Source organism: Paracoccus aerodenitrificans, assembly GCF_027913215.1.
In the GTDB taxonomy this organism is placed as follows: Bacteria; Pseudomonadota; Alphaproteobacteria; order Rhodobacterales; family Rhodobacteraceae; genus Paracoccus; species Paracoccus aerodenitrificans.
Map to the genome: position 1 here is coordinate 2,694,989 of NZ_CP115784.1, position 22,768 is coordinate 2,717,756.

Genomic DNA, 22,768 nt, shown 5'->3' on the forward strand with positions numbered 1-22,768 from the left:
TCAAGCTGTCGGAGGAGAATCGCGATGTCCCATATGCAAAAGGCCGCTAACTATGTTGATTGGCGCCGGGGTCAGATCAGCCGTGAAATTTATGTCAGTGAGGAAGTCTATCGCCGCGAGCTGGAGACGCTGTTTACTCGTGCTTGGTTGTTCGTCGGACACGAATCTCAGATCCCAAATCCCGGCGATTTCTTTACGTCGCGCATGGGGGAAGAGTCGGTAATTCTGGTCCGCGACAAGGCTGGTGAGATTCATGTTTTCCTCAACAGCTGCCGTCATCGCGGCATGAAGGTCTGCCGATATGAATCTGGCAATACATCGCTATTTACATGTCCGTACCACTCGTGGACTTATACAACAGATGGACGCATCCGAGGGATCCCGCTTTATAAAGCGCTTTACGATGGGAACCTTGACCGGGATGAGTGGTCGCTGATCGAAGTTGCCAAGCTTCATAACTACAAGGGAACGATCTGGGCAACATGGGATCCGGAAGCGCCAGACTTCATGACGTATCTGGGCGATGTAAAGGTTCACCTTGATCAGGCTCTGGATTGCCGAGACGGCCGCCCCGGCGGATCCGAGGTGATTGGTGTGCATAAATGGATTTTCCCGGCAAACTGGAAGTTCGCTGCAGAGAACTTCCTGGGCGACACCTATCATAATCCAAGCCATCGGTCTGTCGATATGATCGGGATTGGCCCCTCGGCACTGGAGGGAGTGAAAGGTCGCCGTGACAACGAGTTGGAACAGGCTCAGCATGTATGGTGCAGCTTTCCCGCTGGACATGGAGTGCACTCGGCTGTTCAGCCGGAAGGCTATGAATTCGTTGATGCCTTCAAAAATGACCCGGAAATCGCCGATTACTTCCGTCATTGTCATGAGGAACGTAAGCGTCGGTTAGGCGAGCAGGCCCGGTTCTTGCCTTTCGTCGGTACTATCTTCCCGAACACGTCCTATCACGGGCGTCAGCCCCGCAGTCTCTGCACATGGCACCCCCACAGCGCGAATGAAACGGAAGGTTGGCGCTTCTTCCTAGTGGACGCTGATGCTCCGGCAAAGATCAAAGATTTTCTGCGCGGCTACTACATGCGTTATTCAGGTCCTGCAGGCATGACCGAACAGGATGACATGGAAAACTGGCTCTACGCGACCAATGCGTCTATGGGCACCATCGCGCGACGCCACAACTTCAACTACTCCCAGTCCATGGGCTCTAGTCAGTTGAATCCGATTGTTAACGGGATCGAGGTTAGGGGCGATGTTTCGCAGCAGGTGACCGAACACATGGCCGTGGGCTTCTATCGCCGTTGGGCAGATCACCTGGATATGCAGCCTTGGGACGTGTTGCTAGGTGGTGATGACGAGCGATTTGTCGAAACTATGGCTGCGCAATGAATACGGCGGGAGAAAAGCCGGAAAAAACCGTAATCGTGTCGGGAGCCACTTTCGGGATCGGCCATGAGATGGCTCTCTATCTGGCGCGTTCAGGTTTCCGTGTGGTGGGTTTTGGCCTTGAAAAAGCGCCTGTTTCCAGCGTGGCCGAAGCCTCTGTTGCGGATCTGAATTCGGCGGTCAAAGCCGAAGGTCTGAGCGCAGAGTTTGTTGCGGGGGATGTAACGAGCGAATCCGATGTTGAGCGTGCCGTCTCGAAGGCGCTGGAATATGGCGATGGAATCTTTGGTTTGGTGAACAATGCTGCCATCGGACCTTTGGGTACCATTCTCGATACCCAGCCGGACCTATTCATGCGTATTATGGAGGTAAACCTAAAAGGATCGTATCTTATGGCGCGGGCCGTTATTCCTCATATGAGGGAGCGTGGCGGGGGACGCATCGTAAATATCGGGTCCGGTGCGGGTTGGGGGAAGCCCAATATGGCGGCCTATTCAACCAGTAAAGGTGGTCTCGTTGCGCTATCCAAGGCTATGGCTCTGGATCATTTTGCTGACGGGGTCGCCGTCAACACCGTGATCCCTGGAGGCGGCGGCATCATTTCGGGCATGAGTCTTGGGCGGGTCGCAGGCGATCAGGAAAAACTACAGTCCAAAGCAATCGGTACTGTCGCAGGACGCATCATGAACGGTTCTGACATGGCTGGGGCAGTCCGCTTTTTGTTGTCAGAAGAAGCCGCAGCCATCTCGGGCACAATCATTGATGTAGGATGTTTCGCGCATCAGGGGTCGTCGACACCACTGCCGAGACGTGCATGACAAGGAGGAAGCAAGATGGACGCAATTGTCGAGACAAAGCGCATCCAGCGTGATGATGACTACTATTTGCTACGGCGCGAGATCGAGGAATATTACTATGATGAAGCCGAACATCTAGACAACCGACGTTTCAACGAATGGCTCGACATGCTGCATGAAGACCTGCGGTACTTCATGCCCATGCGGCACAATGTGAAGTTCGGTCAACACTCAGAGCGCGAAGATACAAAAGAGGAATACGGCATCAGCTGGTTTAACGAAGATAAGTGGACCGTTACTAAGCGTGTCGAACAAATTCTCACTGGTGTTCACTATGCCGAAGAGCCGTTGTCACGCACCACGCATATGCTTACGAATATTCAGCTTCTCGAAGCTGATCCCTCTGCAGCGGAAGCTAGCGAGGTAAAGACCTCCTGTCGTTTTCTGACCTATCTGAATCGGGTGGAAACGGAGACCTACACTTTCGTCGGTAAACGCTACGACACGCTGCGGAAAGTAGATGGCGCTTGGAAGGTGCTGCACCGCCGCATCATTCTGGACCAGAACGTGCTTCAGGCCAAAAACCTGTCAACGTTCTTTTGATCGCGGAAGGGAGGAATGTAGATATGGCAAAACTCGTACTTAATACCACAACCGACCTTCTTAAGGTTCCCGCAGGTGCCGGCATCAAACTTCATGATGGCCGGACCGGCAAAGTCGAAGAAAACATGGGGGACGGTCAATGGCTTAATGTACTCTTCGACGATGATGACATGGAGCTAGTCCATAGTCAGGATATCGCCGAAGTTCACGAGCCCGAGTAGGAGTGTATAATGCTACGTATGGGCTTTATGCCGAGTGATTTTCATCCCGTTTTGCTTGTCTTGGGGCAGCCCAAACACTTGATGGTCTTCGCCGACGCATTGGAAAAATTCTCTGATCAGGGGGGCAGTCTGAGCCTGAATGATGAGGGCGCCTTTTCTACTGATACTAAGGTGATGCTCGAAGAGCATCCTGCTGGTGGTCCAGAGAAAGTCGGACTGTGGCCGGTGACGCCCGGCAGTATGGAGTTGGTTTGGCGTCTACCAAAAAACTACGCGTGGATATTCTCGAACGAGGTTGCCAACCTTGCAAATTCCGGCGAGCCGGCAGGTTCTGCAACACTCGAATGCGATATCCTGGGGGAAGTCCGGGTCAAAGTATCGATCGGTGAGTGGGAAGATCACTATCTCAGCGACGAGATAAGGTAGAAGCTGCCATGACAGAGAAAGTTGTTATCGTCGGCGGCGGTCAGGCCGCCGTATCAGCTGCTTTGCGCCTGCGAGCCGGTGGCTATGCAGGGAAACTCGATATTATCGGTGAAGAACCGACGCTGCCATACCAGCGTCCACCTTTATCGAAAAAATACCTCAAGGGAGAAATCCCCCTTGATCGCCTGCATCTACGCCCGGAAGCGTTGTATCGTGACCAAGGCATCGCATTACATATGGGAAAACAGGCTCTGTTCATCGATAGGGTCAATAAGAAGCTGGCCACAGATAAAAACCAGAAGCTTCCCTATGACAAGCTGATACTTGCGACTGGGGCAACGCCGCGCAGACTACCTGACGAGGTTGGAGGGCATCTTGCCAATGTTCATACATTCCGGACTCTGGCTCATGCGGATGGTTTGCAGGATGCATTGCGCCCCGGAAAACGATTGCTGATTATCGGTGGAGGTTATATCGGCCTTGAAATGGCAGCGGTGGCTGTGGGCCTTGGTCTTGAGGTGACGCTCATCGAGTTTCAGGAACGTATCCTGAACCGGGTGGCAGCCCCGGAAACCGCCGATTGGTTCCGCGTACTCCATCTGAAGCACGGGGTCGATCTACGCGAAGGCGTCGGATTGGAGCGCCTGATCGCCAAAGACGGGCGTGCGCATATGGCGCAACTCAGCGATGGGTCTGCGGTTGGTGTCGATCTGGTAATTGCAGGTATCGGCGTCCTCGCGAATGATGGCCTAGCCCGTTCGGCCGGTTTGACCACGGATAACGGCATCGTAACCGACCAATGCTGTCGTACCTTCGATCCCGATATTTATGCGATCGGTGATTGCGCAGTGCTCCCTTTCCGAGGAGAACCAACGCGTCTCGAGTCCGTTCAAAATGCATGTGATCAGGGAGATTATGTTGCCGATCATATTCTTGGTGTTGCGACATCATCATATGATCCGGAGCCTTGGTTCTGGTCGGATCAATACGACATTTCGCTAAAAATAGCTGGCCTTAACCGCGGTTATGATAATGTTATAACACGTCGCGGTGAGCGCGATGGCGGGCTGTCAGTCTGGTACTTCGCGGGTGACAAGCTTTTGGCTGTGGACGCGCTGGATGATCCAAAGTCCTACATGATGGGCAAAAAGTGGCTGTCATCTGCTCAGGATCCTGACCCAACCGCTCTCGCTGATCCAGAAATACCACTTAAATCGATTCCGACGCGGAATCGTGCGGCCCAATTGCAAGTCCAGCGAGGAACGCGTGATGGATAATCCGAAAACTAATATCGATATGACCGGGGGCGAGGCCCTTGTTTCCGCCCTGATCTCGGCGGGTACCGACACACTCTTTGCAATTCCGGGAATACAGCTGGATTGGGCTGTCGACGCGCTCGCCGCCCGATCAGAAATTTCAGTCTACGTACCACGGCATGAGCAGTCGATTACTTATATGGCGGATGGGTTCGCGCGTGTTACCGGACAGCCCGGCGTCGGAATGGCAGTACCGGGACCGGGGATGCTAAATGCTACTGCCGGACTTAGTACTGCCTATGCCTGTAACTCTCCCGTAATATTTATTGTCGGTCAGATCCATTCAGACGCTATCGGCAAGGGTTACGGTAATCTGCACGAAATTCCCGACCAGAGTGGTGTACTTCGCGGCTTGACCAAATCGCATGAACTCGTTTTAGACCATAACCGCATTTCCGGCGCTATTCAGGCAGCGTTTTCGGCTGCGATGAACGGACGCAAACGCCCTGCTTCAGTTGAGCTTCCCTATGATCTGCTGATCGAGAAAGGTGAAGTGCCTGCAGAAGCGCAGCAAATGCCGGATGAACCGCCTGCACCCGAAGAAAAGCTGATTGAAAAGGCATCAGAACTGATCAATCAAGCGTCTTTTCCTGTAATCTACATAGGTGGAGGCGCAATTGATGCCGGCGCCGAAATCCTCGCCCTGGCGCGGAAGCTCGGTGCGCCGGTAATCGCAAGCGACAACGGGCGTGGGGCAATCCCAGATTCCGATCCGCTGATGTTTAACTCGCTCGCTGGACGACCGCTATTCCAGAAAGCGGATCTGATTCTGGTAGTTGGATCGCGCTTTATGGATATCATGACGCCAGAGCCAAGCTGGCCGCAAAACGATAAAACTTTCATCTACATAAACATAGATCCATGTGATTTAGGTGGACTGCGACACGGGGCTGTGGACATCGTTTCCGATGCGGCTTTGGCTGCAGAAGCCCTTACTCAATCGGTTGCGCATCGCGAAGGGATGAACGCAGAGCAATCGTCCAGAATAAAGGCTTGGGCACTATCTCAGATCCACGCGACCGGGACATTGTGGGAGTATGTCTCAGCCTTGCGCGAAGCACTTCCCGATGACGGCATATTCGTGAACGAGTTGACGCAAGTTGGCTATCTCGCGCGTATTGCTTTTGAGTGCCGCCAACCGCGCACATTGATCGGTCCTGGTTATCAGGGGACGTTGGGATACAGTTTTCCAACGGCTCTTGGCGCGGCTGTAGGAGGTGGAGGCCGTCGCGTATTCTCAATCTCAGGCGATGGCGGCTTCGGTTGGTCTGTTCAGGAGCTTGCGACCGCGCGTCGATATAACCTGCCTGTGACATTAGTGATCTTCAACGACGGGCTGTACGGGAATGTACATGCAATCCAAAATGCAACCTTTGGACGCAACTATATCACTGAACTTGCCAATCCAAACTTCGAGCAGCTGGCTCGTGCGTTCGGTATCGACTTTGCTCGGGCTTCTGACCCGGGATCATTGAAGCAAATTCTTAGTGAAAGTGTGAAGGTTAATGGGCCGTTACTGGTCGAAGCGCCTGTCGGTAAAATGGCGGCTCCCTGGCCGCTCTTACGCTTGCGACCGATGGGCGGTGGACAACAGGCAGACTACAGCGATCTTTTCGAAAAGTTTGGAGAGTAATCTCATGGCATTGGATCAGGAGAAAATCAACAATCTGCGTGAAGCCCATATCGGTACGATGCAGAACTTCATCGATGGCAGATGGCAGGTCAGCAATGACGGGGGAGAGATTGCGGTAGTTAGTCCCGGTACCGGGCGACAGATTGCAACTATCATCGATAGCTCAGAGCGAGATGTAGAGGCCGCAATTTCAGCTGCACGACGCAGTTTCTCAGATGGAAGCTGGGCCAGGATGGCACCACATGCCAGAAAAGCCATCCTGTTCCGCCTCGCCGAGCTGATCGAAAACGAAGCGCTACAACTTGCTGTTATGGGAGTTCGTGACAATGGAACCGAAATCGGCATGGCTATTGGCGCGGAGCCGGGGAGCGCGGCGAATACTTTCCGCTTTTATGCGGAAGCCTTGGATAAGGTGAACGGCGATATCACCCCCACCTCCCCGGAAGTGTTAAGTCTTATCCACCGCGAACCGGTTGGTGTAGTCGGTGCCATCGTACCTTGGAATTTCCCGCTGATGATAGGTGCTTGGAAAATTGCTCCAGCACTCGCTGCCGGTAACTCAGTGGTACTTAAACCCTCAGAAGCGGCGTCATTGACGCTGCTGAGGCTGGCTGAACTGGCATCTTTGGCGGGGGTTCCCCCGGGTGTTTTCAATGTTGTAACCGGAATCGGTGCAACCGCCGGTAGGACACTGGCTCTTAGCGATGACGTGGATGTGTTGACCTTCACGGGGTCGGGTCAGGTAGGCCGACACTTACTACATTCTTCTGCCGACTCAAACTTCAAACCGGTGCACCTGGAACTGGGCGGAAAGTCCCCGAATATCGTTTTCGATGACTGCGGTGATCTGGCGTCTGTCGCGTATCAATCTGCTCGGGCGATCTTTGCCAATTCGGGTCAGGTATGTGTCGCTGCAAGCCGGTTGCTCGTTCAGGACAGTATTTATGATCGCTTTCTGGAAGAAGTAAGTGCCGCTGCGGACGCCACTATTGTGGGCGATCCACTTGACATAAAAACGCAAGCGGGAGCCATAGGAACTGCCGCGCAACTCGAAAAAAATATCTCATTTGTTGATCGCGCCAGGCAAGCTGGTGACAGCGTAATTGTTGGCGGAGAGAACATCGAACGCGATGGCTATTTCTTCAAGCCAACAGTGATTGCGGCGCTTTCCGAAACCAGTCCGGTCGTTCGCGATGAGGTCTTCGGGCCCGTTTTAGCTATACAGCGATTCCGAGATGAGGAGGATGCAGTACGGCTTGCGAATGACACCAGCTATGGATTGTCGTCCGGTGTCTGGACCCAAAATATCTCGCGTGCCCACCGCATGGTGCGGAAATTACAGGCGGGGGTCGTTCACGTGAACTGTTACGGCGGCGCAGACATCACAGCGCCGCTTGTTGGCACGAAACAATCGGGGAACGGCTTTGACCGTTCACTTGAGGCTCTTTCTAAGTATCAGAAACGTAAAACGGCATGGATCAAGCTGGAGCAGACAGCCTGATTGCCTTCTTAAAATGGAAGATACTGCTATGGTAAATATTACGTTCGTCGAGACTGACGGCACGGAAAGAAATGTCGAGGCTGAGGTGGGACTTTCGATTATGGAAGTTGCAACCCGAAATAATGTTGCCGGTATCATCGCGGAGTGCGGAGGTCAGTGCTCCTGTGCAACCTGCCACGTCTATATTGAGGGCGCGTTCTTCGACAAGGTTGGTGAGCCCGTCGATGATGAGGAGGATATGTTAGACTTCTCAGAAAACCGTAAAGAAAACTCCCGTTTAGGTTGTCAGATCGAAGTTACAGATGATCTGGACGGTATGACGGTACGTGTCGCGGAAGAAGAATAGAAAGCTAATGTGGGCAAGGATCTGCTCTGGCGCCGACAAAAATATGCTTATGCCCGCTGCTTGCGCGAGCTTAAGCTAACGGCGGCAGACTTACCCAGAACTCTCTATTCAGGGTTGAAAAAATGATAGGATCGGCAGTGCCAGATGGATATAGGTCACCTGTTTCCTATACTATAGGTTCTCGCGGAAAACTGCGGCCTGGCATGCCAGGATTCAGGATTATGAGACGCGCATTGTTCGCGTCAGGTTTTACCACTTTTGGCTTGCTATACTATATCCAGTCACTCTTTCCGGTATTTTCTTCGGAATTAAATGTATCGCCAACACAAAGCAGTTTTTCCCTTTCACTCACGACAGGAGTCATGGCATTTTCGCTTCTGATCGTCAGCGCAATCTCGGATAAAGTCGGGCGAAAACGGCTCATGACGCTATCGCTTCTTTCGTCATCGATACTGACAATACTGATGGCATTTGCTCCATCATGGAATGCAATCTTGTCGAGTCGCCTGCTGATGGGGGTCTCGTTGTGCGGCGTACAGTCAGTCGCCATGGCCTATCTCGCGGAAGAAGTTGAACCAACCAGCTTTGGTTCAACGCTCGGATTGTTCATCGGGGGCAGCGCCTTAGGCGGAATGGCAGGCCGAATGGTTTCGGCTGTAATAGCGGATCACTTTGGCTGGGAAGTGGCAGTAGGGTTTATGGGGGTTCTTGGCCTAGCCGCGACCGTATATTTTTGGGTGGCGCTGCCGGACTCTCGATATTTCTTGCCGCGTCAGCCAGGCTGGCACAGTTTGGCGAGTGATTTCAAAACCATCATTAAAGACCGCCTGCTACTTCGCCTTTTCTTCATCGGCTTTGCTGTGATGAGCGGTTTCGTGACGATCTATAACTATGTAAGCTATCGTCTGATCGCGGCACCTTTTGAACTGTCACAATCAGAGGTTGGCCTGATCTTCCTGCTCTATGTATTCGGCAGCATCGGTGCCAGCGTCGGCGGCTCGCTCGCATCAAGGTTTGGCCATAATCATGTGCTCTGGATCAGCATTGCTATCATGGTTTCCGGAATAATCCTGACCCTACCAGAGCAGATCGGGACAGTGCTATTAGGGCTGTCCGTGCTCACGTTTGGGATGTTTGCGAGCCATAGTATTTCCAGCGGTTGGGTTAGCCTGCATGCAAAATCGAGCAAAGCCCTCGCCGCTTCTCTTTACCTTTTTGCGTATTATCAAGGGGGCAGCCTTATTGGTGCAATCGGAGGATTGTTTTGGGAGGGTGATGGTTGGTATGGTGTTGTCTTTATTACTGCTGGAATTGTTACAGTCGGATTGATTTCTGCAATATCTCTAATTTATAAACGAACCTGAGCAAATTTTTAATTTTTTTATGGACGAAGTTCATTTTGCTCTATTTTCAAAGTCATCGAAAAATCTTCCTGATATGATAGAAAGTAATTTTTCAGCAGCCTTTCTGTCAATCGCCTCGCCGCGCCAGGCGACATGATGATCTGGCCTGACGATAATGAGTGGCGTTGGATATTGGTCAGCCACCTGTTCCGGTGGATCAATATCCAGGCACTCCAGTGGTACACCCATCATCTCCGCAGCGTTCAGCAGTGGTTTCACCTCAACCTTGGTGTCCGTCCGCAGCAGTGTATAGCCTGGCCCCAACCTGTCGAAGAGCGAGGTGCTTTCAGACAGCCAGAAATGCGGTACCCTACATCCCGGAACGCTTGATGGAGTAAACTCGCTCATGGAATAGGCGGGAGGGTTGACGTCACTGGGAGTGATAATCGGAGATTGATCGTAAAAATACCCGAAATTTAGTCCCGCGCACACATATTGCTGAACATTCAGATCATAGGCTTCGCGCCCCATTTTTTTACGCGCGAGCTCGCCAGCAACCGTCTGATCTTCAATCTGATCTGGTACTGAGCTCCGTTGCTTCGCCATCGCAATGCAATGGTTCATGGCATATTGGCTGACCTGTTCTGTTATGGGCAGTCGCTCTGCCTCATAGGCCGCAAGCATGCCTTCTCCTCCCCATCCGCTAACGACCGATGCAAGAAGCCAGGAAAGATCAGCAGCATCCGCGATGCCGGCATTCATACCATAGCCGGCATAGGGTACCCAGAGATGCGCCGCGTCACCACAGATGAATACTCGACCATCCCGCATCTTATCTGTCACTAGTCTGCGACCAATCCAGTCTTCATTGGCAAGAACCTCGTATTCAAAAGCTTCATCAACACCCAGTATGGCGCGGATACAGGAATCCCGATCCACACTGTCGAATTCTGGCTCATTGTCGCGAAGATAGTTGTGAACAAGCCAGCGCTCTTTTCCATCGATCGCGTAAACGTTTCCTGTCCGCTTTGGGTTCAATGAAAACATTGCCCAAGTCGGATCATGCTTCATCTGCTCAATGAGCTGCGGAGCCCGAATATACGTAGACTGTACTCTCTGAAGGACGGGATCCCCGCTGAGCGTTGCGCCAATTGACTTTCTGACGAGGGAGCGGCCACCGTCACAGCCAACCAAAAAAGAAGATTTAATGGTTTGTACACCGTGAGCATCACGAAGTTCTGCCGAAACACCATAGGTTTCCTGATCAAACCCAACCAGTTCCGATCCGTAGCATAGCGTGATGTCAGCATTTCTTTGTGCAGCTTCTACAAGAATCGGTTCGAGGAAAATCTGATTCATCCGGTGCGGCGGTTCCGGGGTTGGCCAGTTTCCGTCCGGACCGTCATCGCGTTCCGTAAAACGGTCATTTCGCGACGGGATCCGAATGCGCGTCAACTCTGTACCCGTCGTTGTGGTCCTGTAAGAGACGCTTTGCTCATAATCCCCCGGCAAGCCAGAATTTCTGATAATATTCGAAAGACCGAGCCGCCTGAAGCTTTCCATGCTTCGCGAAGATATGTGATTGCAACGCACAGTAGGCATGAAGCCTTCTTCTCGTTGCTCAGCAATGAAAACTCTGACGCCTTTTGCAGCGAGTTCGAGTGCGAGTACAAGGCCGACGGGACCGGCACCAGCTATAATTACATCGTAGTCCAGCTTGTTCATTGTTCCCTCCATGATCCTGCATGCGCGAAGCAGGAAGCCAAGCATCCTAAAATTGTCTGGTAGGTTTTTATTTCCTTCGGAGATAGGATAGCGTCCCTTAGAAACCTCCCCGCAACCGGCGCAATCCCGCGCCCAAAACACCCACATCGCTTCCAACGGCCAGAAACTCGATCCCAATATCGGCATATTTATGCGCCAGGCTCTGAGCAGATGTCAGAATGCCTGCGGCCCGGCCCGCCGCGCGGATACGGCTCAAGGCATCAAGGACGACCTCTTGAACCTCGGGTGCTTCCGGTTGGCCAAGATAGCCCATATCGGCCGCTAGGTCGGCAGGACCTATAAAGATGCCATCGACACCTTCAACGGCCAGGATTTCGTCTAATGACTCGATGCCCAGACGACTTTCGATCTGCAGCAACAGGCAGATTTGGTCATTTGCGCTTTTAAGATAATCTGTGACCGCACCATAACCGGAGGCCCGGGCGAGCGCCGCTCCGATGCCTCGCACACCATTTGGCGGATATAACACTGAACGCACCGCCTGCCGCGCCTGTTCGCCGCTTTCGATCATCGGGATCAGGATCGTCTGCGCACCTATATCCAGCATCTGCTTGATCACTGCGCGATTGTCGTCGCGCACGCGCACCACCGGATGGCTGGCGCTGCCCACCGCGCGAAGCTGGGCCAATACGTCGCGCAACCCGTTGGGGCCGTGTTCGCCATCGATCACCAGCCAGTCAAAGCCGGTCCGGGCGGCCAGTTCTGCCGCCGATGGGTCGCCAAGCGCGACCCACAATCCGATCTGGGTGTCGCCCGATTTCAGGCGCTTCTTGAAACGGTTTTCAGGGGCGGGCATGGGAACCTCATTCAAAATTTATGGAAACCTGTCCAAACCCCCGGTAATCGGCACGAATTTCGGTGCCAGAGGGGCATTCGACCGGGCCGATAAAGGACCCGGACAATACGACTTGCCCGGCCTCGATCCGCTGGCCATACTGGCCCATGCGGCGCGACAGCCAGACCATGCCGGTGACCGGATCGTCCAGCACCGCCGCGCCAAGGCCGGTGGCCACCACCTGCGCATCGCGCTTGACGATGGCGCCGACCCACCGCAGATCGACGCTGCCCGGGGCATGGCGCTGCGGACCCAGCACGATACCCGCATTGGCGGCATTGTCGGCCACGGTGTCAAAGATGCGGCGCGGCTGGCCGGTGGCGGGATCGCTGCGCATGACGCGGGTGTCGAGGATCTCGATGGCGGGCGCGACGGCCTCGGTCGCGGCCAGCACCTGATCGCGGGTCACATCGCCCGTCAGCGGGGCCTTCATGATAAAGGCGATCTCGGCCTCGATCCGGGGCTGGATGAAACGGCCCGCGGGCACCGTCGCGCCATCGGCGAAATCCATGTCGTCATACAGCACGCCCGAATCCGGCGTGTCGATGCCAAGCGCATCCTGCATCGCCTTCGAGGTCAGCCCGATCTTCCAGCCGATGATCCGGCGGCCCTGCGCCAGCTTCCGCGCCATCTGCGCGGACTGGATCGCATAGGCATCGTCCAGCGTGATGCCCGGATGGCGCTGCGACAGAAGGCCGATCTGGCGGCGCGTGGCCTCGGCCTCCAGCAGATCGGCGGCGGCGGTGTCGATGGCTTCGGGATCAAGGCTCATTCGTCGGCCACCCCGTTGCGCAGGATGCCGATGCCTTCGGCCTCGATCTCGATCACATCGCCCGGCACCAGCCAGCGCGGAGGATCGAAGCGCGCCCCCGCCCCGGTCGGCGTGCCGCAGACGATCACATCGCCCGGCACCAGCGTGCAGAAGGTCGAGACGTAGTTCACGATATAGCGGAAATCGAACATCATCCGGCTGGTGCGGTCCTGCTGGCGGATCTCTCCGTTGACGCGGGTGGTCAGTTCGATGTCGTCAAGCTGTCCCGCCTCGCGGAACGGCACCAGCCACGGCCCGATCGCGCCCGAGGCATCCCAGTTCTTGCCCTGCGTGACGTTGAATTTGGCATGGCGCACCCAGTCGCGGATGGTGCCTTCGTTGCACAGGCTCAGCGCGGCGATGTGGTCATAGGCATCCTCGCGCGCGATGCGGCGTCCGGATTTGCCGATCACGATCACCACCTCGCCTTCATAATCAAGCTGCGGACTTTCCGGCGGGCGGATCAGGTTCTGGCCATGGCCGGTGAAGCTGCGCGGAAAGCGGATGAACATCGAGGGGCGGGGCGGAGCCTCTTGCCCGTCCTTGTATTCGGCATTGCGGTCGGGAAAGTTCACCCCGATGCAGATCAGCTTTTCCGGCGCGGCAATGGGGATCAGGAATTCCACCTGATCGCTGCGGAATGTGGGCGGGCGGCCCTTTGCTGCGGCGATCACCTGTTCCAGCGCGCCGGCCTCGACCACCTGTTGCAGGCCGGCAAAGCGGGTGCCGAATTCCGGCGTCAGGTCGATGATGCCGTCATCGGTCACGACGCCATAGCGGTCTGCGCCATTGGCGCGAAAGGCGGCGATGCGGGCGGGGATCGGACGGGTCATGCGGGCTTTCTCCTAGTTAATTCCGCCGAAGCAGAGATATTTCAGCTCCAGAAACTCCTCGATCCCATGCCGCGACCCTTCGCGGCCCAGTCCCGACAGCTTGATCCCACCGAATGGCGCCTCGGCGGTTGAAATCAATCCGGTATTGATGCCGACCATGCCATATTCCAGCGCCTCGCCGACCCGCCAAGTACGGGACAGGTCCCGGGTATAGAAATACGAGGCTAGCCCGAATTCGGTATCGTTGGCCATGGCGACGACATCCGCCTCGTGATCAAAGCGGAACAGGGGGGCCAAGGGGCCGAAGGTTTCTTCGCGGGCAACGGCCATCGACTGGCTGACGCCTGTCAGAATAGTGGGTTCAAAGTAGTTTCCGCCCAGAGCATGCGGTTGGCCACCCAGAACCAACTGCGCCCCATTGCTTACGGCGTCTTCTATATGTTCCTGCACTTTTGCGACTGCGGCGGCATCGATCAGCGGACCGAAGACAGTTCCCGCCTCCATCCCGTCGCCGACTTTCAGCGAGGCCACCGCCGAGGCCAGCTTTTCGGCAAAGGCATCATGGACCGATGACTGCACGTAGATGCGGTTGGCACAGACACAGGTTTGTCCGTTATTGCGGAACTTGGCGATTATGGCCCCTTCGACCGCCGCGTCGAGGTCGGCGTCGTCAAAGACGATAAAGGGGGCATTGCCGCCCAGCTCAAGGCTCAGTTTCTTCACCGTGCCCGCAGATTGCCGCATGAGTTCGACCCCTACCTCGGTCGAACCTGTGAAGGTCAGTTTGCGCACGGCGGGGCTTGCCGTCATCTCGGCCCCGATCGCGCGGGCCGAGCCTGTGACAACCGAAAACAGCCCTTTCGGAAGGCCCGCCCGTTCGGCCAGAACGGCCAGGGCAAGCGCCGAAAACGGCGTTTGTGAAGCTGGCTTCAGCACGATCGCACAGCCTGCGGCCAGTGCGGGCCCGACCTTGCGGGTCACCATCGCGTTGGGAAAGTTCCATGGCGTGATTGCGGCAACGACGCCGATCGGCTGCCGGATGACCATCAGCCGCTTGTCTGGCTGATGGCCGGGGATCGTTTCTCCATAGATGCGCCGCGCTTCTTCGGCGAACCATTCGATGAAACTGGCACCGTATAGTATCTCGCCCGTTGCCTCGGCCAGCGGCTTGCCCTGTTCCAGCGTCAGGATGCGGGCCAGATCGTCGGCATGCGCTACGACCAGGTCGTACCACCGCCGCAGGATGACCGCGCGCTCTTTCGCGGTCAGGGCCGCCCATGCAGGCTGCGCCTTTCCGGCCGCGGCAATGGCTGCCCGGGTTTCGCTGGCCCCCAGTCTGGGAACGTGGCCGATGACCGCGCCAGAGGCCGGGTTGTTCACCGCGATACCATTGGCATCTGCGGCAATCCATTTGTCCCCGATCAATGCCGCCTGACGCAGAAGGTTGCAATCCTTTGGCATGATCCCCCCTTTACGGCGCGATGATCGGGCTGGCCTTCAGCCCGCTTTCGCTGGGTGCGACCCCCTGGAACAGCGAACCATGTTCGAACCACGACCGCGGCGCGGGCGCCCCCCACAGGGTCTGTCGCTGCGGGTCCTTCAGGTCCCATTTGATCGCCTCGAGATCCGGGTCCACGGTCTGATAGTCCGAGCAATATATCTCGATCCGGTGGCCGTCGGGGTCGAGGACATACAGGAAGAAGGCGTTGGAAATCCCGTGCCGTCCCGGGCCGCGTTCGATGCTGCCGACATAGCCGGTCGTCGCCATCAGATCGCACAGGTCGATGATGTTCAGCGGTGTCGGCACCCAGAAGGCGGTGTGGTGCAGGCGCGGGCCGGTGCCATTGGTGAAGGCAATGTCATGCACGCCGCCCTTGCGATGGGTCCATGCCGCCCACAGACGGCCGGTTTCCTCATCCTCGGTATATTCCGTCACGCGGAACCCGATCTGGTTGTAGAAATCGACCGCCGTGTCGACATCGGTGGCAAAGCAGTTGAAATGGTCGATGCGCAGCGGCTTGACGCCCTTGTACAGCGCGTATTTCTGATGGATAGGCGGCAGGCGGTCCATCCTGAAATAGAACTCGATCGGCATGCCGAAACAGTCATGGGTGCGCAAAGTACGGCCCTGATAGGCGCGCTCGACCCATTCGACCTTGTGCCCCTGACCCTTGAACCAGTCATGGGCCTTGTCCAACTCGCCCTCGTCAAAGACCTTGAAGGCAAGGCTGCGGACATTCGATTCATCGGATTTGCGCAGCACCATGCAGTGATGGCCGCGTTCCTCCATCGCGCGCAGGAAGATGTGGTCGTCATCCTCGTCGGTGACCTGCAGGCCCAGCGTATCGACATAGAAGGCACGGCTGGCGGCAAGATCTTTCACGCCGAAAACGACATGGGACAGACGGATGACGTTGAAGGGCGGATACAGGTTCGGGGCCGGAATGGGCATGGTTTCTCCTCCTGAAAAGATGGGTGGCGCGGCGCGGGTCAGCCGCCCAGTTTCGGAACCTTGTGCAGCTGACGCGGGAAGCTGACATTGACGGTTTCCATGTAGAAATCGAATGACCATTCGCCCCCGTCGCGCCCGATGCCGCTGGCCTTGACGCCGCCGAAGGGCGTCGGCAGGTGGCGGACATTTTCGGAATTGACCCACATCATCCCGGCCTCAAGCCGGTCGGTCATGCGCATGGCGCGGTTCAGATCGTTGGTCCACAGATAGGCGGCCAGACCGTAATCCACGTCATTGGCGATGGACAGCGCGTCCTCTTCGTCGCGGAAGGGGATGGCGGTCAGGACCGGGCCAAAGATTTCCTCTTGCGCGATGGCCATGTCGTTCGTCGCGCCGGTGAACAGCGTCGGGCGGACGAAGCAGCCCTCCTCGCCGACCTTCTCGCCGCCGGCGGCGATGGTGGCGCCCTGTTCGCGGGCGCGGTCGAAATAGGACAGCACCTTCGCCTCGTGTTCGGGGTGGATCAGCGGGCCGACCACGGTGTCGGGGTCCAGCGGATGGCCGACCTTGATGCGGTTCGCGACCTCGGCCACGCGGGCGGTGAAATCGTCATAGATGCTGTCCTGCACCAGCAGCCGAGAGGACGAGGTGCAGCGTTCGCCATTCAGCGAATAGATCATGAAGGTGGCGGCATCGACGGCGCGGTCCAGATCGGCATCGTCGAAAACAATGACCGGGTTCTTGCCGCCCAGTTCGAAATGCACCCGCTTCAGCGTCTTTGCGCCCTGCGCCATGATCATGCTGCCGGTGCGGCTTTCGCCGACAAAGGCGATGGCCTTGATGCCGGGATGTTCGGTCAGGGCCTTGCCCGCATCCTCGCCCATGCCGTTCACGAGGTTCAGAACCCCCGGCGGCAGCCCGGCATCCTCGGCGATCTCGACCAGCAGGCGGGCGGTCATGGGCGAGAATTCGGCCGGTTTGTGAACCACGGTGCAGCCCGCGGCCAGGGCCGGCGCGATCTTCCATGTGGACAGCATGAAGGGCGTGTTCCACGGCGTGATGACACCGACCGGCCCGATGGGGCGGCGCGAGGTGACATTCATCTGGTTCGCCGTGCGCAGCGCCTGCCCGTCCTCGGCCTGAGGCGCCTTGTCCGCGAAGAAGCGGAAATTATCCGCCCCGCGCAGCGCCGCCTTGGACATGAAGCGCAGCACCTGCCCGGTATCCATGCATTCGGTGAACGCGATTTCCTCGGCCCGCGCCTCGATGGCGTCGGCCACCTGATGCAGGATCTTGCGCCGTTCGGCACCGGGCATCCGGCCCCATGTCGCGAATGCCTTTTGCGCGGCAGCGACGGCGGCGTCGATATCGGCGGCCCCGCCCTTGGCGACCTGCGCCAGCGGCTTCAGATCGACGGGCGAGATGGTCTGGAACGTCTCGCCCGATTGCGCGGGCACGGTCTGGCCGCCGATGCGGTTCATCACCCCCTCTTTCGCAAAGCGCGCCATGTAGTCCTGCGCGCGGGCGATATTATCGCTGAGCTTGGTCATGCGGTGTTCCTTTCAGCCTTTGCCCGACAGGCGGGCATGGATGGGGGTGTTCTTCCAGCTGAGATCCGGATCGGCGACCCGGATTTCCAGCGAGAGGGCGAAATGCGGCGTCGCCAGCGGCCGGGCCAGCGCGGCTTCGGCGGCGGCCATGATCTGCTGACCGGCGCGGGCCAGCGCATCCTTGCTGCGGCCTGCGCCGACGATCAGCGTCAGCGCGGCAAAGTCGTTTTCCGGCAGGCCGTCGGCCACGATCGCATGATCGGCGGCATAGGCGCGGATGCGGATGCCCGCCTGAGGAAAGATTCCGGCCTCGTTCATGGCCCGGTGCAGCGTCCGGCAGAGGGCGGGAATGTCAGCCCGCCCCTCAAGCCCGCGCGAATATTCGATCCTCAGATGTGGCATCAGCCTCCCCCCTCTATTTACTTAACATGTGAAATATATTGATTCGTGTCAAGGCTGGATTGGAGCTGTACTCAAACCGGCTATCTAAACAGCCGGGTTCTATCCATCTAACCCATATTCCTTGCCATTTCCCGCAATCTGTAACATGTTCAGAAACTATCTCGGGAAGCGACAACTGCATGAATGACACATCTCTCCGCGACGGCTTCGAGTTCGCTAAAACGCGGCGCAGCCTCCCAATGGCTCTGCTGATGGCTCGTGAAGCTGTAATGGAACGCTTTCGCCCCATGCTAAACGCGCAAAATGTCACCGAACAACAATGGCGAGTCCTGCGGGTACTAAGAGAAGTAGACATAGCAGATGCTTCGGCTCTGGCACGGATGGCTTGCGTACTGCCACCTTCGCTGACACGAATTCTTCGCGCGTTGCAGGATCGTGGCTTTGTTGAAACCCGCCGCGACCCCAGTGATGGTCGTCGCGCCAAAATAGCCCTGACCGACGCCGGACATAGCTTCATCAACGCAGTCTCTCCCCAGAGCGCCGCTATCTATGCAGAAATCGAAAACCTTGTGGGTCCCGAGCGCATCACCGCACTGCTCGATGAGATCGAGTTCCTATATAACACTTTAAATAACTGAAAATAAGCAATTAAGATGTCCGTCCGGTTTGGCTGCTCTGACGGCTGATAGAGAGTGCTGATAGTGTCAACTATCGATAGTGGACATCGTGGGGTACTCGATGGCGATCAAGAAGGGTCAAAGAAGCCGTTTTGGTCGGATGACGAGAAGCGTTCGATCTGTACGCAAACGCGGGCGGCGGGTATTTCGGTTGGCTCACATGGGTTCTCGACCGCCTCCTGGATCACAAGATCAACTACATTAATGAGCTAATGCCGTGGCATTTCACGGCAGGTTCGGTGGCCAAAACTGAAGAGCCGAATGGCGCGTAGGAGCTAAGTTATGGGTATGAGATCCATCTCGAACGCAAACATGCCCACGAGATCACGTTCCAAGAATGGCAGCTCGCCGTGGATAATCACCCGCTCGTACGGTTGTCTCAAGAAACCACCCATACGGTGACAAATCCGGAAACGGGAGAACAGATTGGAACAACAATCACGCCCGGTGACGCAGAAATCTGGATCGAAGATTTGAACTCCTGGGGATCTGCCCTTAGGTGGAGAAGCGGTCGTGTGTCGGTCAATGCGCCGCGCGATTTCGATGATGAAAACAGCTTCTTGCGAAAGCTATTACGTGAACTCGCAACCGAATTGGGCGCGTCAATACGAGGCGATGAGGGAGAAAATACAAGTGACGAAGACCACAAGGCCTCGCTAACGCGCCGACACCGGACGCTACTAATTAAGAAACGTGCTGGACACAGCATTCTAACTGAACATCATTCTTATGACCACGCCATAGCACGCTCATTTGTGAATTCGGCCCTGAACGACTATGCAGGAATATGTATTCTGGAAGGCTCTCGGGATGAAAGATGAAAAGTTGTTGGCGAATCCATCCACGCTTGACCTAGTTGGCATGAAATATGTCGATCGGTCTTTGGCGATAGCATGTACAAGAGGGCGCGAAGCAATCGTCTCACGCTTTCGAGAGCTTTTACGTCGCGAAGATCTGTCTGAACAGCAGTGGCGAGTGTTGCGCATTCTGTTTGATATTGGCCCTATCACATCAATTGAGATTTCTGCGCATGCTTGTATCCACAAAGTCAGCATTTCCCGCATTCTTAGGTCCCTTGAAAGCCGTGGACTTGTTAGCCGAAAGGCAAGCCGGTCCGATGCAAGGGCTAGCATCGTCGAGTTGACGTCAACCGGGCACAAAGCGATGCTTCCACTTGTAGATGAGGCAACAGAAATACACTCCGGGATCGCGCGAGATTTCGGGGTTGATCGCTATGAACAGCTTCTACAGCTGCTGCGTGAACTGTCTGAAATAAACAATCCTGTAGTGCCTTAGGCTCAGGACTCGTTCTTGATCATAACCAGAAGATGACGGTCGCGGCGAGCAGGATTGCAGAGAAGAAGGTCTCGGGGCAACGGTCGTATCGGGTGGCGACGCGCCTCCAATCCTTGAGTCGGCCGAACATGATTTCGATGCGGTTGCGGCGTTTGTATCGCCGCTTGTCGTATTTGACGGGTTTCTTGCGCGACTTCCGACCCGGGATGCAAACCTTTATCCCCTTGTTTTTCAAGGCATCTCTGAACCAGTCGGCATCATAGCCCCGATCGGCCAGCAGCCAATCCGCCTCCGGCAGGCTGTTCAGAAGTGCCGCTGCCCCGGTGTAATCACTGACTTGTCCGGCGGACATGAAGAACCCTATCGGGCGGCCCTTCGCGTCGGTGACGGCGTGCAGTTTCGTGTTCATGCCGCCTTTCGTTCGCCCGATCTGGCGCCCGCGCCCCCTTTTTTGATCCGCAGGCTCGAGGCCGTGCGGTGCGCTTTCAGATAGGTCGCGTCGATCATGATCGTATTGTGTTCGGCGCTCTCGGCGGCGAGGCCCACCATGATCCGGGCGAAGGTCCCGTTCTCGCTCCAGCGCTTCCAGCGGTTGTAGAGCGTCTTGGCGGGGCCGTAGTCCGTCGGCGCGTCGCACCATCGCAAGCCATTACGATTGATGAATATTATGCCGCTCAGCACACGCCGGTCGTCAACGCGTGGCTTGCCGTGGGATTTCGGGAAATAGGGTTTCAGACGCTCCATCTGCGCGTCAGTCAGCCAGAAAAGGTTGCTCATAAATCAGGTCTCCTTGCAGAGCCTGAATCACGCAAACAGCCCGAAATCAATGGGTCTGGAGCCTAGTACTACAGTTGCATTTGCCTTGCGTTTCTGGTTCATCTTTCTCTGGGATTGGGAGGGATTGTCATGTCTGTTGCGGATTGGGCGGGCAGTGTTTCAGATTGGTCGCATGCGCTTGCCGGTTTGAAGGAGCTCATCGCCCCTGCGTTCAAACGTTCTGAGCAACGCGCCTCCGCGGGCGTGTTTCTTGATGGCCTGCTGTCTGGAGCGGAACGCAAGACGGGCTGGATGCTGGCGGAAGAAGCTGGGTTGGCGCGGCCCTATCGGATTCAGTCTTTGCTGGGCCGATCCTCCTGGTCAGCAGATACGCTCTGCGAGCGGGTTCGGAGGTATGCGATTGAGGCGCTTGGCGATCCGGATGGTGTACTGGTCGTGGATGAGACTGGATTTCTGAAGAAGGGTACACACTCCGCCGGCGTTGCACGGCAGTATTCCGGCACCGCAGGGCGGATCGAGAACTGCCAGATCGGTGTGTTCGCAAGCTATGCCAGCCGCTGGGGCCATGCGTTGATCGATCGACGGCTTTATCTTCCCAAGGCCTGGGCCGATGATCCTGACCGCCGTGCCAAGGCGCATGTGCCCAAAGAGATGTCTTTCGCCACTAAGCCCGCTATGGCCTGCGACATGATAGCAAACCTGCTGGACGAGGGAACGCCTTGTGCTTTCGTACTGGCCGATGCGGTCTACGGGTCCGATTTCCGGTTCCGCAGGATGCTGGAGGCGCGGGACCAGCCCTATGTTCTGGCCGTGCGCTCGACACACCACCTGCGGTTTCTTGATGAATGGCACCTGGTTCAGACCGACCCCGCGACAATGATCGCAGAGTTGTCGCCCGAGGATTGGCAGGCGCTCAGCGCAGGCGAAGGCACCAAGGGGCACAGGCTGCATGACTGGACCAGGGTGCCGCTCAACTATACGGCCGCAGAAGGTTTTTCCCGGTGGTTGCTGGCTCGTCGAAGCCTGCGTGACCCGGAGAACATTGCGTATTACCTGGCTTATGCCCACACCGATGCAACACTGCCGGAACTGGCCGCCGCCGCCGGACTGCGCTGGACCATCGAGGAATGCTTCCTGCGCGCCAAAGATGATCTCGGGCTCGATCATTGCGAGGCGCGCTCTTGGCACGGTTGGCATCGACATATGAGCCTGGTGATGGCCGCCGCCGCGCTCCTCGCACGCCTCAGCGCTGATCAGCGCCGCACGGCCTTCAGCAAACCGAACAAAACGAGTCCGCGGAGCCAACCGGCAGCAGCATAGTCAAACGGCTCCGAAACACGTTGACCACAGCGGAAATTCGCTACCTGATCGCCCGCCTCCTGCTGCGCCCGATATTGACCGTCGCCTTTGTCTGGGACTGGTCACGATGGCGACGAGAACATCAAGCGATCGCTGCCATCGCACATCGGAAGTTGCGCATCAATGCGCAACTGTAGTACTAGGTCATGTTGGCAAATGGCGGAGCCATATCGGCCGAGATCTCCGCTAGTGATCACGTAGACCGACATGCGCGGGCGTGACTCACATGGTTTAGGGACACATTTCTGCGCCAGAAAGGGTAAGCGGCCCCAAGGACCTTGCAGAACAAACAGGTTAAGACGGAGCGCTTTTCGTAGAAAGTCGATCAGTCGTTGCTATTTTCCATGGAACTGGAAGGAATACGACGGTGGCCTTTAACGCTGCAATCCGGCCAGGCGCACTCAAGAGCT

The 22,768-nt window shown here is 56.5% G+C and carries 23 protein-coding genes; 14 read left to right on the forward strand and 9 right to left on the reverse strand.

Going from position 1 to position 22,768, the window contains the following annotated elements:
• Positions 1-24 precede the first annotated feature (24 nt).
• The 10 genes from PAE61_RS14570 (at position 25) to PAE61_RS14615 (ending at position 9,602) form a co-directional block, all read left to right on the forward strand.
• Positions 25-1,398 (forward strand): aromatic ring-hydroxylating oxygenase subunit alpha, encoded by a 1,374-nt coding sequence (locus tag PAE61_RS14570; RefSeq protein ID WP_271113095.1) that lies wholly within the window; start codon positions 25-27, stop codon positions 1,396-1,398.
• On the forward strand, positions 1,395-2,213 hold the full coding sequence (locus PAE61_RS14575; protein ID WP_271113096.1) for an SDR family NAD(P)-dependent oxidoreductase: 819 nt from the start codon (positions 1,395-1,397) through the stop codon (positions 2,211-2,213). Before PAE61_RS14570 ends, PAE61_RS14575 begins: the two co-directional genes overlap by 4 nt.
• A 15-nt stretch (positions 2,214-2,228) precedes the next feature.
• A complete protein-coding gene (locus PAE61_RS14580; protein ID WP_271113097.1) occupies positions 2,229-2,795 on the forward strand; it encodes a 3-phenylpropionate/cinnamic acid dioxygenase subunit beta in 567 nt (188 codons plus the stop codon).
• A 23-nt stretch (positions 2,796-2,818) separates the two neighbouring features.
• Positions 2,819-3,016: a hypothetical protein gene (locus tag PAE61_RS14585; protein WP_271113098.1), complete on the forward strand. Its 198-nt coding sequence runs from the start codon at positions 2,819-2,821 to the stop codon at positions 3,014-3,016.
• Positions 3,017-3,025: 9 nt separating this feature from the next.
• Complete coding sequence (locus PAE61_RS14590) at positions 3,026-3,442, forward strand: hypothetical protein (RefSeq protein WP_271113099.1); 417 nt, start codon at positions 3,026-3,028, stop codon at positions 3,440-3,442.
• A gap of 8 nt (positions 3,443-3,450) precedes the next feature.
• Positions 3,451-4,719 (forward strand): NAD(P)/FAD-dependent oxidoreductase, encoded by a 1,269-nt coding sequence (locus tag PAE61_RS14595; RefSeq protein ID WP_271113100.1) that lies wholly within the window; start codon positions 3,451-3,453, stop codon positions 4,717-4,719.
• Positions 4,712-6,391 (forward strand): thiamine pyrophosphate-dependent enzyme, encoded by a 1,680-nt coding sequence (locus tag PAE61_RS14600; protein ID WP_271113101.1) that lies wholly within the window; start codon positions 4,712-4,714, stop codon positions 6,389-6,391. The genes PAE61_RS14595 and PAE61_RS14600 overlap by 8 nt, the downstream gene beginning before the upstream one ends.
• 4 nt (positions 6,392-6,395) lie before the next feature.
• Positions 6,396-7,892: an aldehyde dehydrogenase family protein gene (locus PAE61_RS14605; protein ID WP_271113102.1), complete on the forward strand. Its 1,497-nt coding sequence runs from the start codon at positions 6,396-6,398 to the stop codon at positions 7,890-7,892.
• Between the two features lie 28 nt (positions 7,893-7,920).
• Positions 7,921-8,238 carry a 2Fe-2S iron-sulfur cluster-binding protein gene (locus PAE61_RS14610; RefSeq protein ID WP_271113103.1) on the forward strand — a complete coding sequence of 106 codons (318 nt, stop codon included), beginning with the start codon at positions 7,921-7,923 and terminating at the stop codon, positions 8,236-8,238.
• A 221-nt stretch (positions 8,239-8,459) separates the two neighbouring features.
• Entirely contained in the window at positions 8,460-9,602 is a 1,143-nt protein-coding gene (locus PAE61_RS14615; protein WP_271113104.1) for an MFS transporter, read from the forward strand.
• A gap of 30 nt (positions 9,603-9,632) precedes the next feature.
• On the opposite strand, the gene PAE61_RS14620 is transcribed toward PAE61_RS14615, so the two are convergent.
• The 8 genes from PAE61_RS14620 to PAE61_RS14655 all read right to left on the reverse strand — a co-directional run bounded on the left by PAE61_RS14620 (position 9,633) and on the right by PAE61_RS14655 (position 18,249).
• The gene (locus PAE61_RS14620) at positions 9,633-11,306 is read right to left on the reverse strand and encodes an FAD-dependent oxidoreductase (RefSeq protein WP_271113105.1); all 1,674 of its coding nucleotides are present in this window, start codon (positions 11,304-11,306) and stop codon (positions 9,633-9,635) included.
• A 97-nt stretch (positions 11,307-11,403) separates the two neighbouring features.
• Positions 11,404-12,162, reverse strand: a complete 759-nt coding sequence (locus PAE61_RS14625) for an HpcH/HpaI aldolase family protein (RefSeq protein WP_271113106.1) — start codon at positions 12,160-12,162, stop codon at positions 11,404-11,406.
• A 7-nt stretch (positions 12,163-12,169) separates the two neighbouring features.
• A complete protein-coding gene (gene hpaH, locus PAE61_RS14630; protein ID WP_271113107.1) occupies positions 12,170-12,973 on the reverse strand; it encodes a 2-oxo-hept-4-ene-1,7-dioate hydratase in 804 nt (267 codons plus the stop codon).
• Complete coding sequence (locus PAE61_RS14635; RefSeq protein WP_271113108.1) at positions 12,970-13,845, reverse strand: fumarylacetoacetate hydrolase family protein; 876 nt, start codon at positions 13,843-13,845, stop codon at positions 12,970-12,972. The genes hpaH and PAE61_RS14635 overlap by 4 nt, the downstream gene beginning before the upstream one ends.
• 12 nt (positions 13,846-13,857) lie before the next feature.
• Entirely contained in the window at positions 13,858-15,306 is a 1,449-nt protein-coding gene (gene gabD / locus PAE61_RS14640; protein WP_271113109.1) for an NADP-dependent succinate-semialdehyde dehydrogenase, read from the reverse strand.
• A 10-nt stretch (positions 15,307-15,316) separates the two neighbouring features.
• The gene (hpaD, locus tag PAE61_RS14645; RefSeq protein WP_271113110.1) at positions 15,317-16,297 is read right to left on the reverse strand and encodes a 3,4-dihydroxyphenylacetate 2,3-dioxygenase; all 981 of its coding nucleotides are present in this window, start codon (positions 16,295-16,297) and stop codon (positions 15,317-15,319) included.
• A 38-nt stretch (positions 16,298-16,335) separates the two neighbouring features.
• Complete coding sequence (gene hpaE / locus PAE61_RS14650; protein ID WP_271113111.1) at positions 16,336-17,847, reverse strand: 5-carboxymethyl-2-hydroxymuconate semialdehyde dehydrogenase; 1,512 nt, start codon at positions 17,845-17,847, stop codon at positions 16,336-16,338.
• A 12-nt stretch (positions 17,848-17,859) separates the two neighbouring features.
• Entirely contained in the window at positions 17,860-18,249 is a 390-nt protein-coding gene (locus PAE61_RS14655) for a 5-carboxymethyl-2-hydroxymuconate isomerase (RefSeq protein ID WP_271113112.1), read from the reverse strand.
• A gap of 179 nt (positions 18,250-18,428) precedes the next feature.
• On the opposite strand from PAE61_RS14655, the gene hpaR reads away from it, so the two are divergent.
• From hpaR to PAE61_RS14670, 3 genes are all read left to right on the forward strand, one after another.
• On the forward strand, positions 18,429-18,887 hold the full coding sequence (hpaR, locus tag PAE61_RS14660) for a homoprotocatechuate degradation operon regulator HpaR (RefSeq protein ID WP_271113113.1): 459 nt from the start codon (positions 18,429-18,431) through the stop codon (positions 18,885-18,887).
• A 389-nt stretch (positions 18,888-19,276) separates the two neighbouring features.
• Positions 19,277-19,747 carry a hypothetical protein gene (locus PAE61_RS14665; RefSeq protein ID WP_271113114.1) on the forward strand — a complete coding sequence of 157 codons (471 nt, stop codon included), beginning with the start codon at positions 19,277-19,279 and terminating at the stop codon, positions 19,745-19,747.
• Complete coding sequence (locus PAE61_RS14670; protein ID WP_271113115.1) at positions 19,737-20,222, forward strand: MarR family transcriptional regulator; 486 nt, start codon at positions 19,737-19,739, stop codon at positions 20,220-20,222. The genes PAE61_RS14665 and PAE61_RS14670 overlap by 11 nt, the downstream gene beginning before the upstream one ends.
• 19 nt (positions 20,223-20,241) lie before the next feature.
• Here the strand turns inward: PAE61_RS14670 and PAE61_RS14675 are convergent.
• A protein-coding gene (locus PAE61_RS14675) for an IS5 family transposase (protein ID WP_271112270.1) occupies positions 20,242-20,999 on the reverse strand; the annotation gives its coding sequence in 2 pieces (ribosomal slippage) (positions 20,242-20,663 and positions 20,663-20,999; 759 coding nt in all).
• Positions 21,000-21,128: 129 nt separating this feature from the next.
• On the opposite strand from PAE61_RS14675, the gene PAE61_RS14680 reads away from it, so the two are divergent.
• Positions 21,129-22,319 carry an IS701 family transposase gene (locus PAE61_RS14680; protein WP_271113116.1) on the forward strand — a complete coding sequence of 397 codons (1,191 nt, stop codon included), beginning with the start codon at positions 21,129-21,131 and terminating at the stop codon, positions 22,317-22,319.
• Positions 22,320-22,768 lie beyond the last annotated feature (449 nt).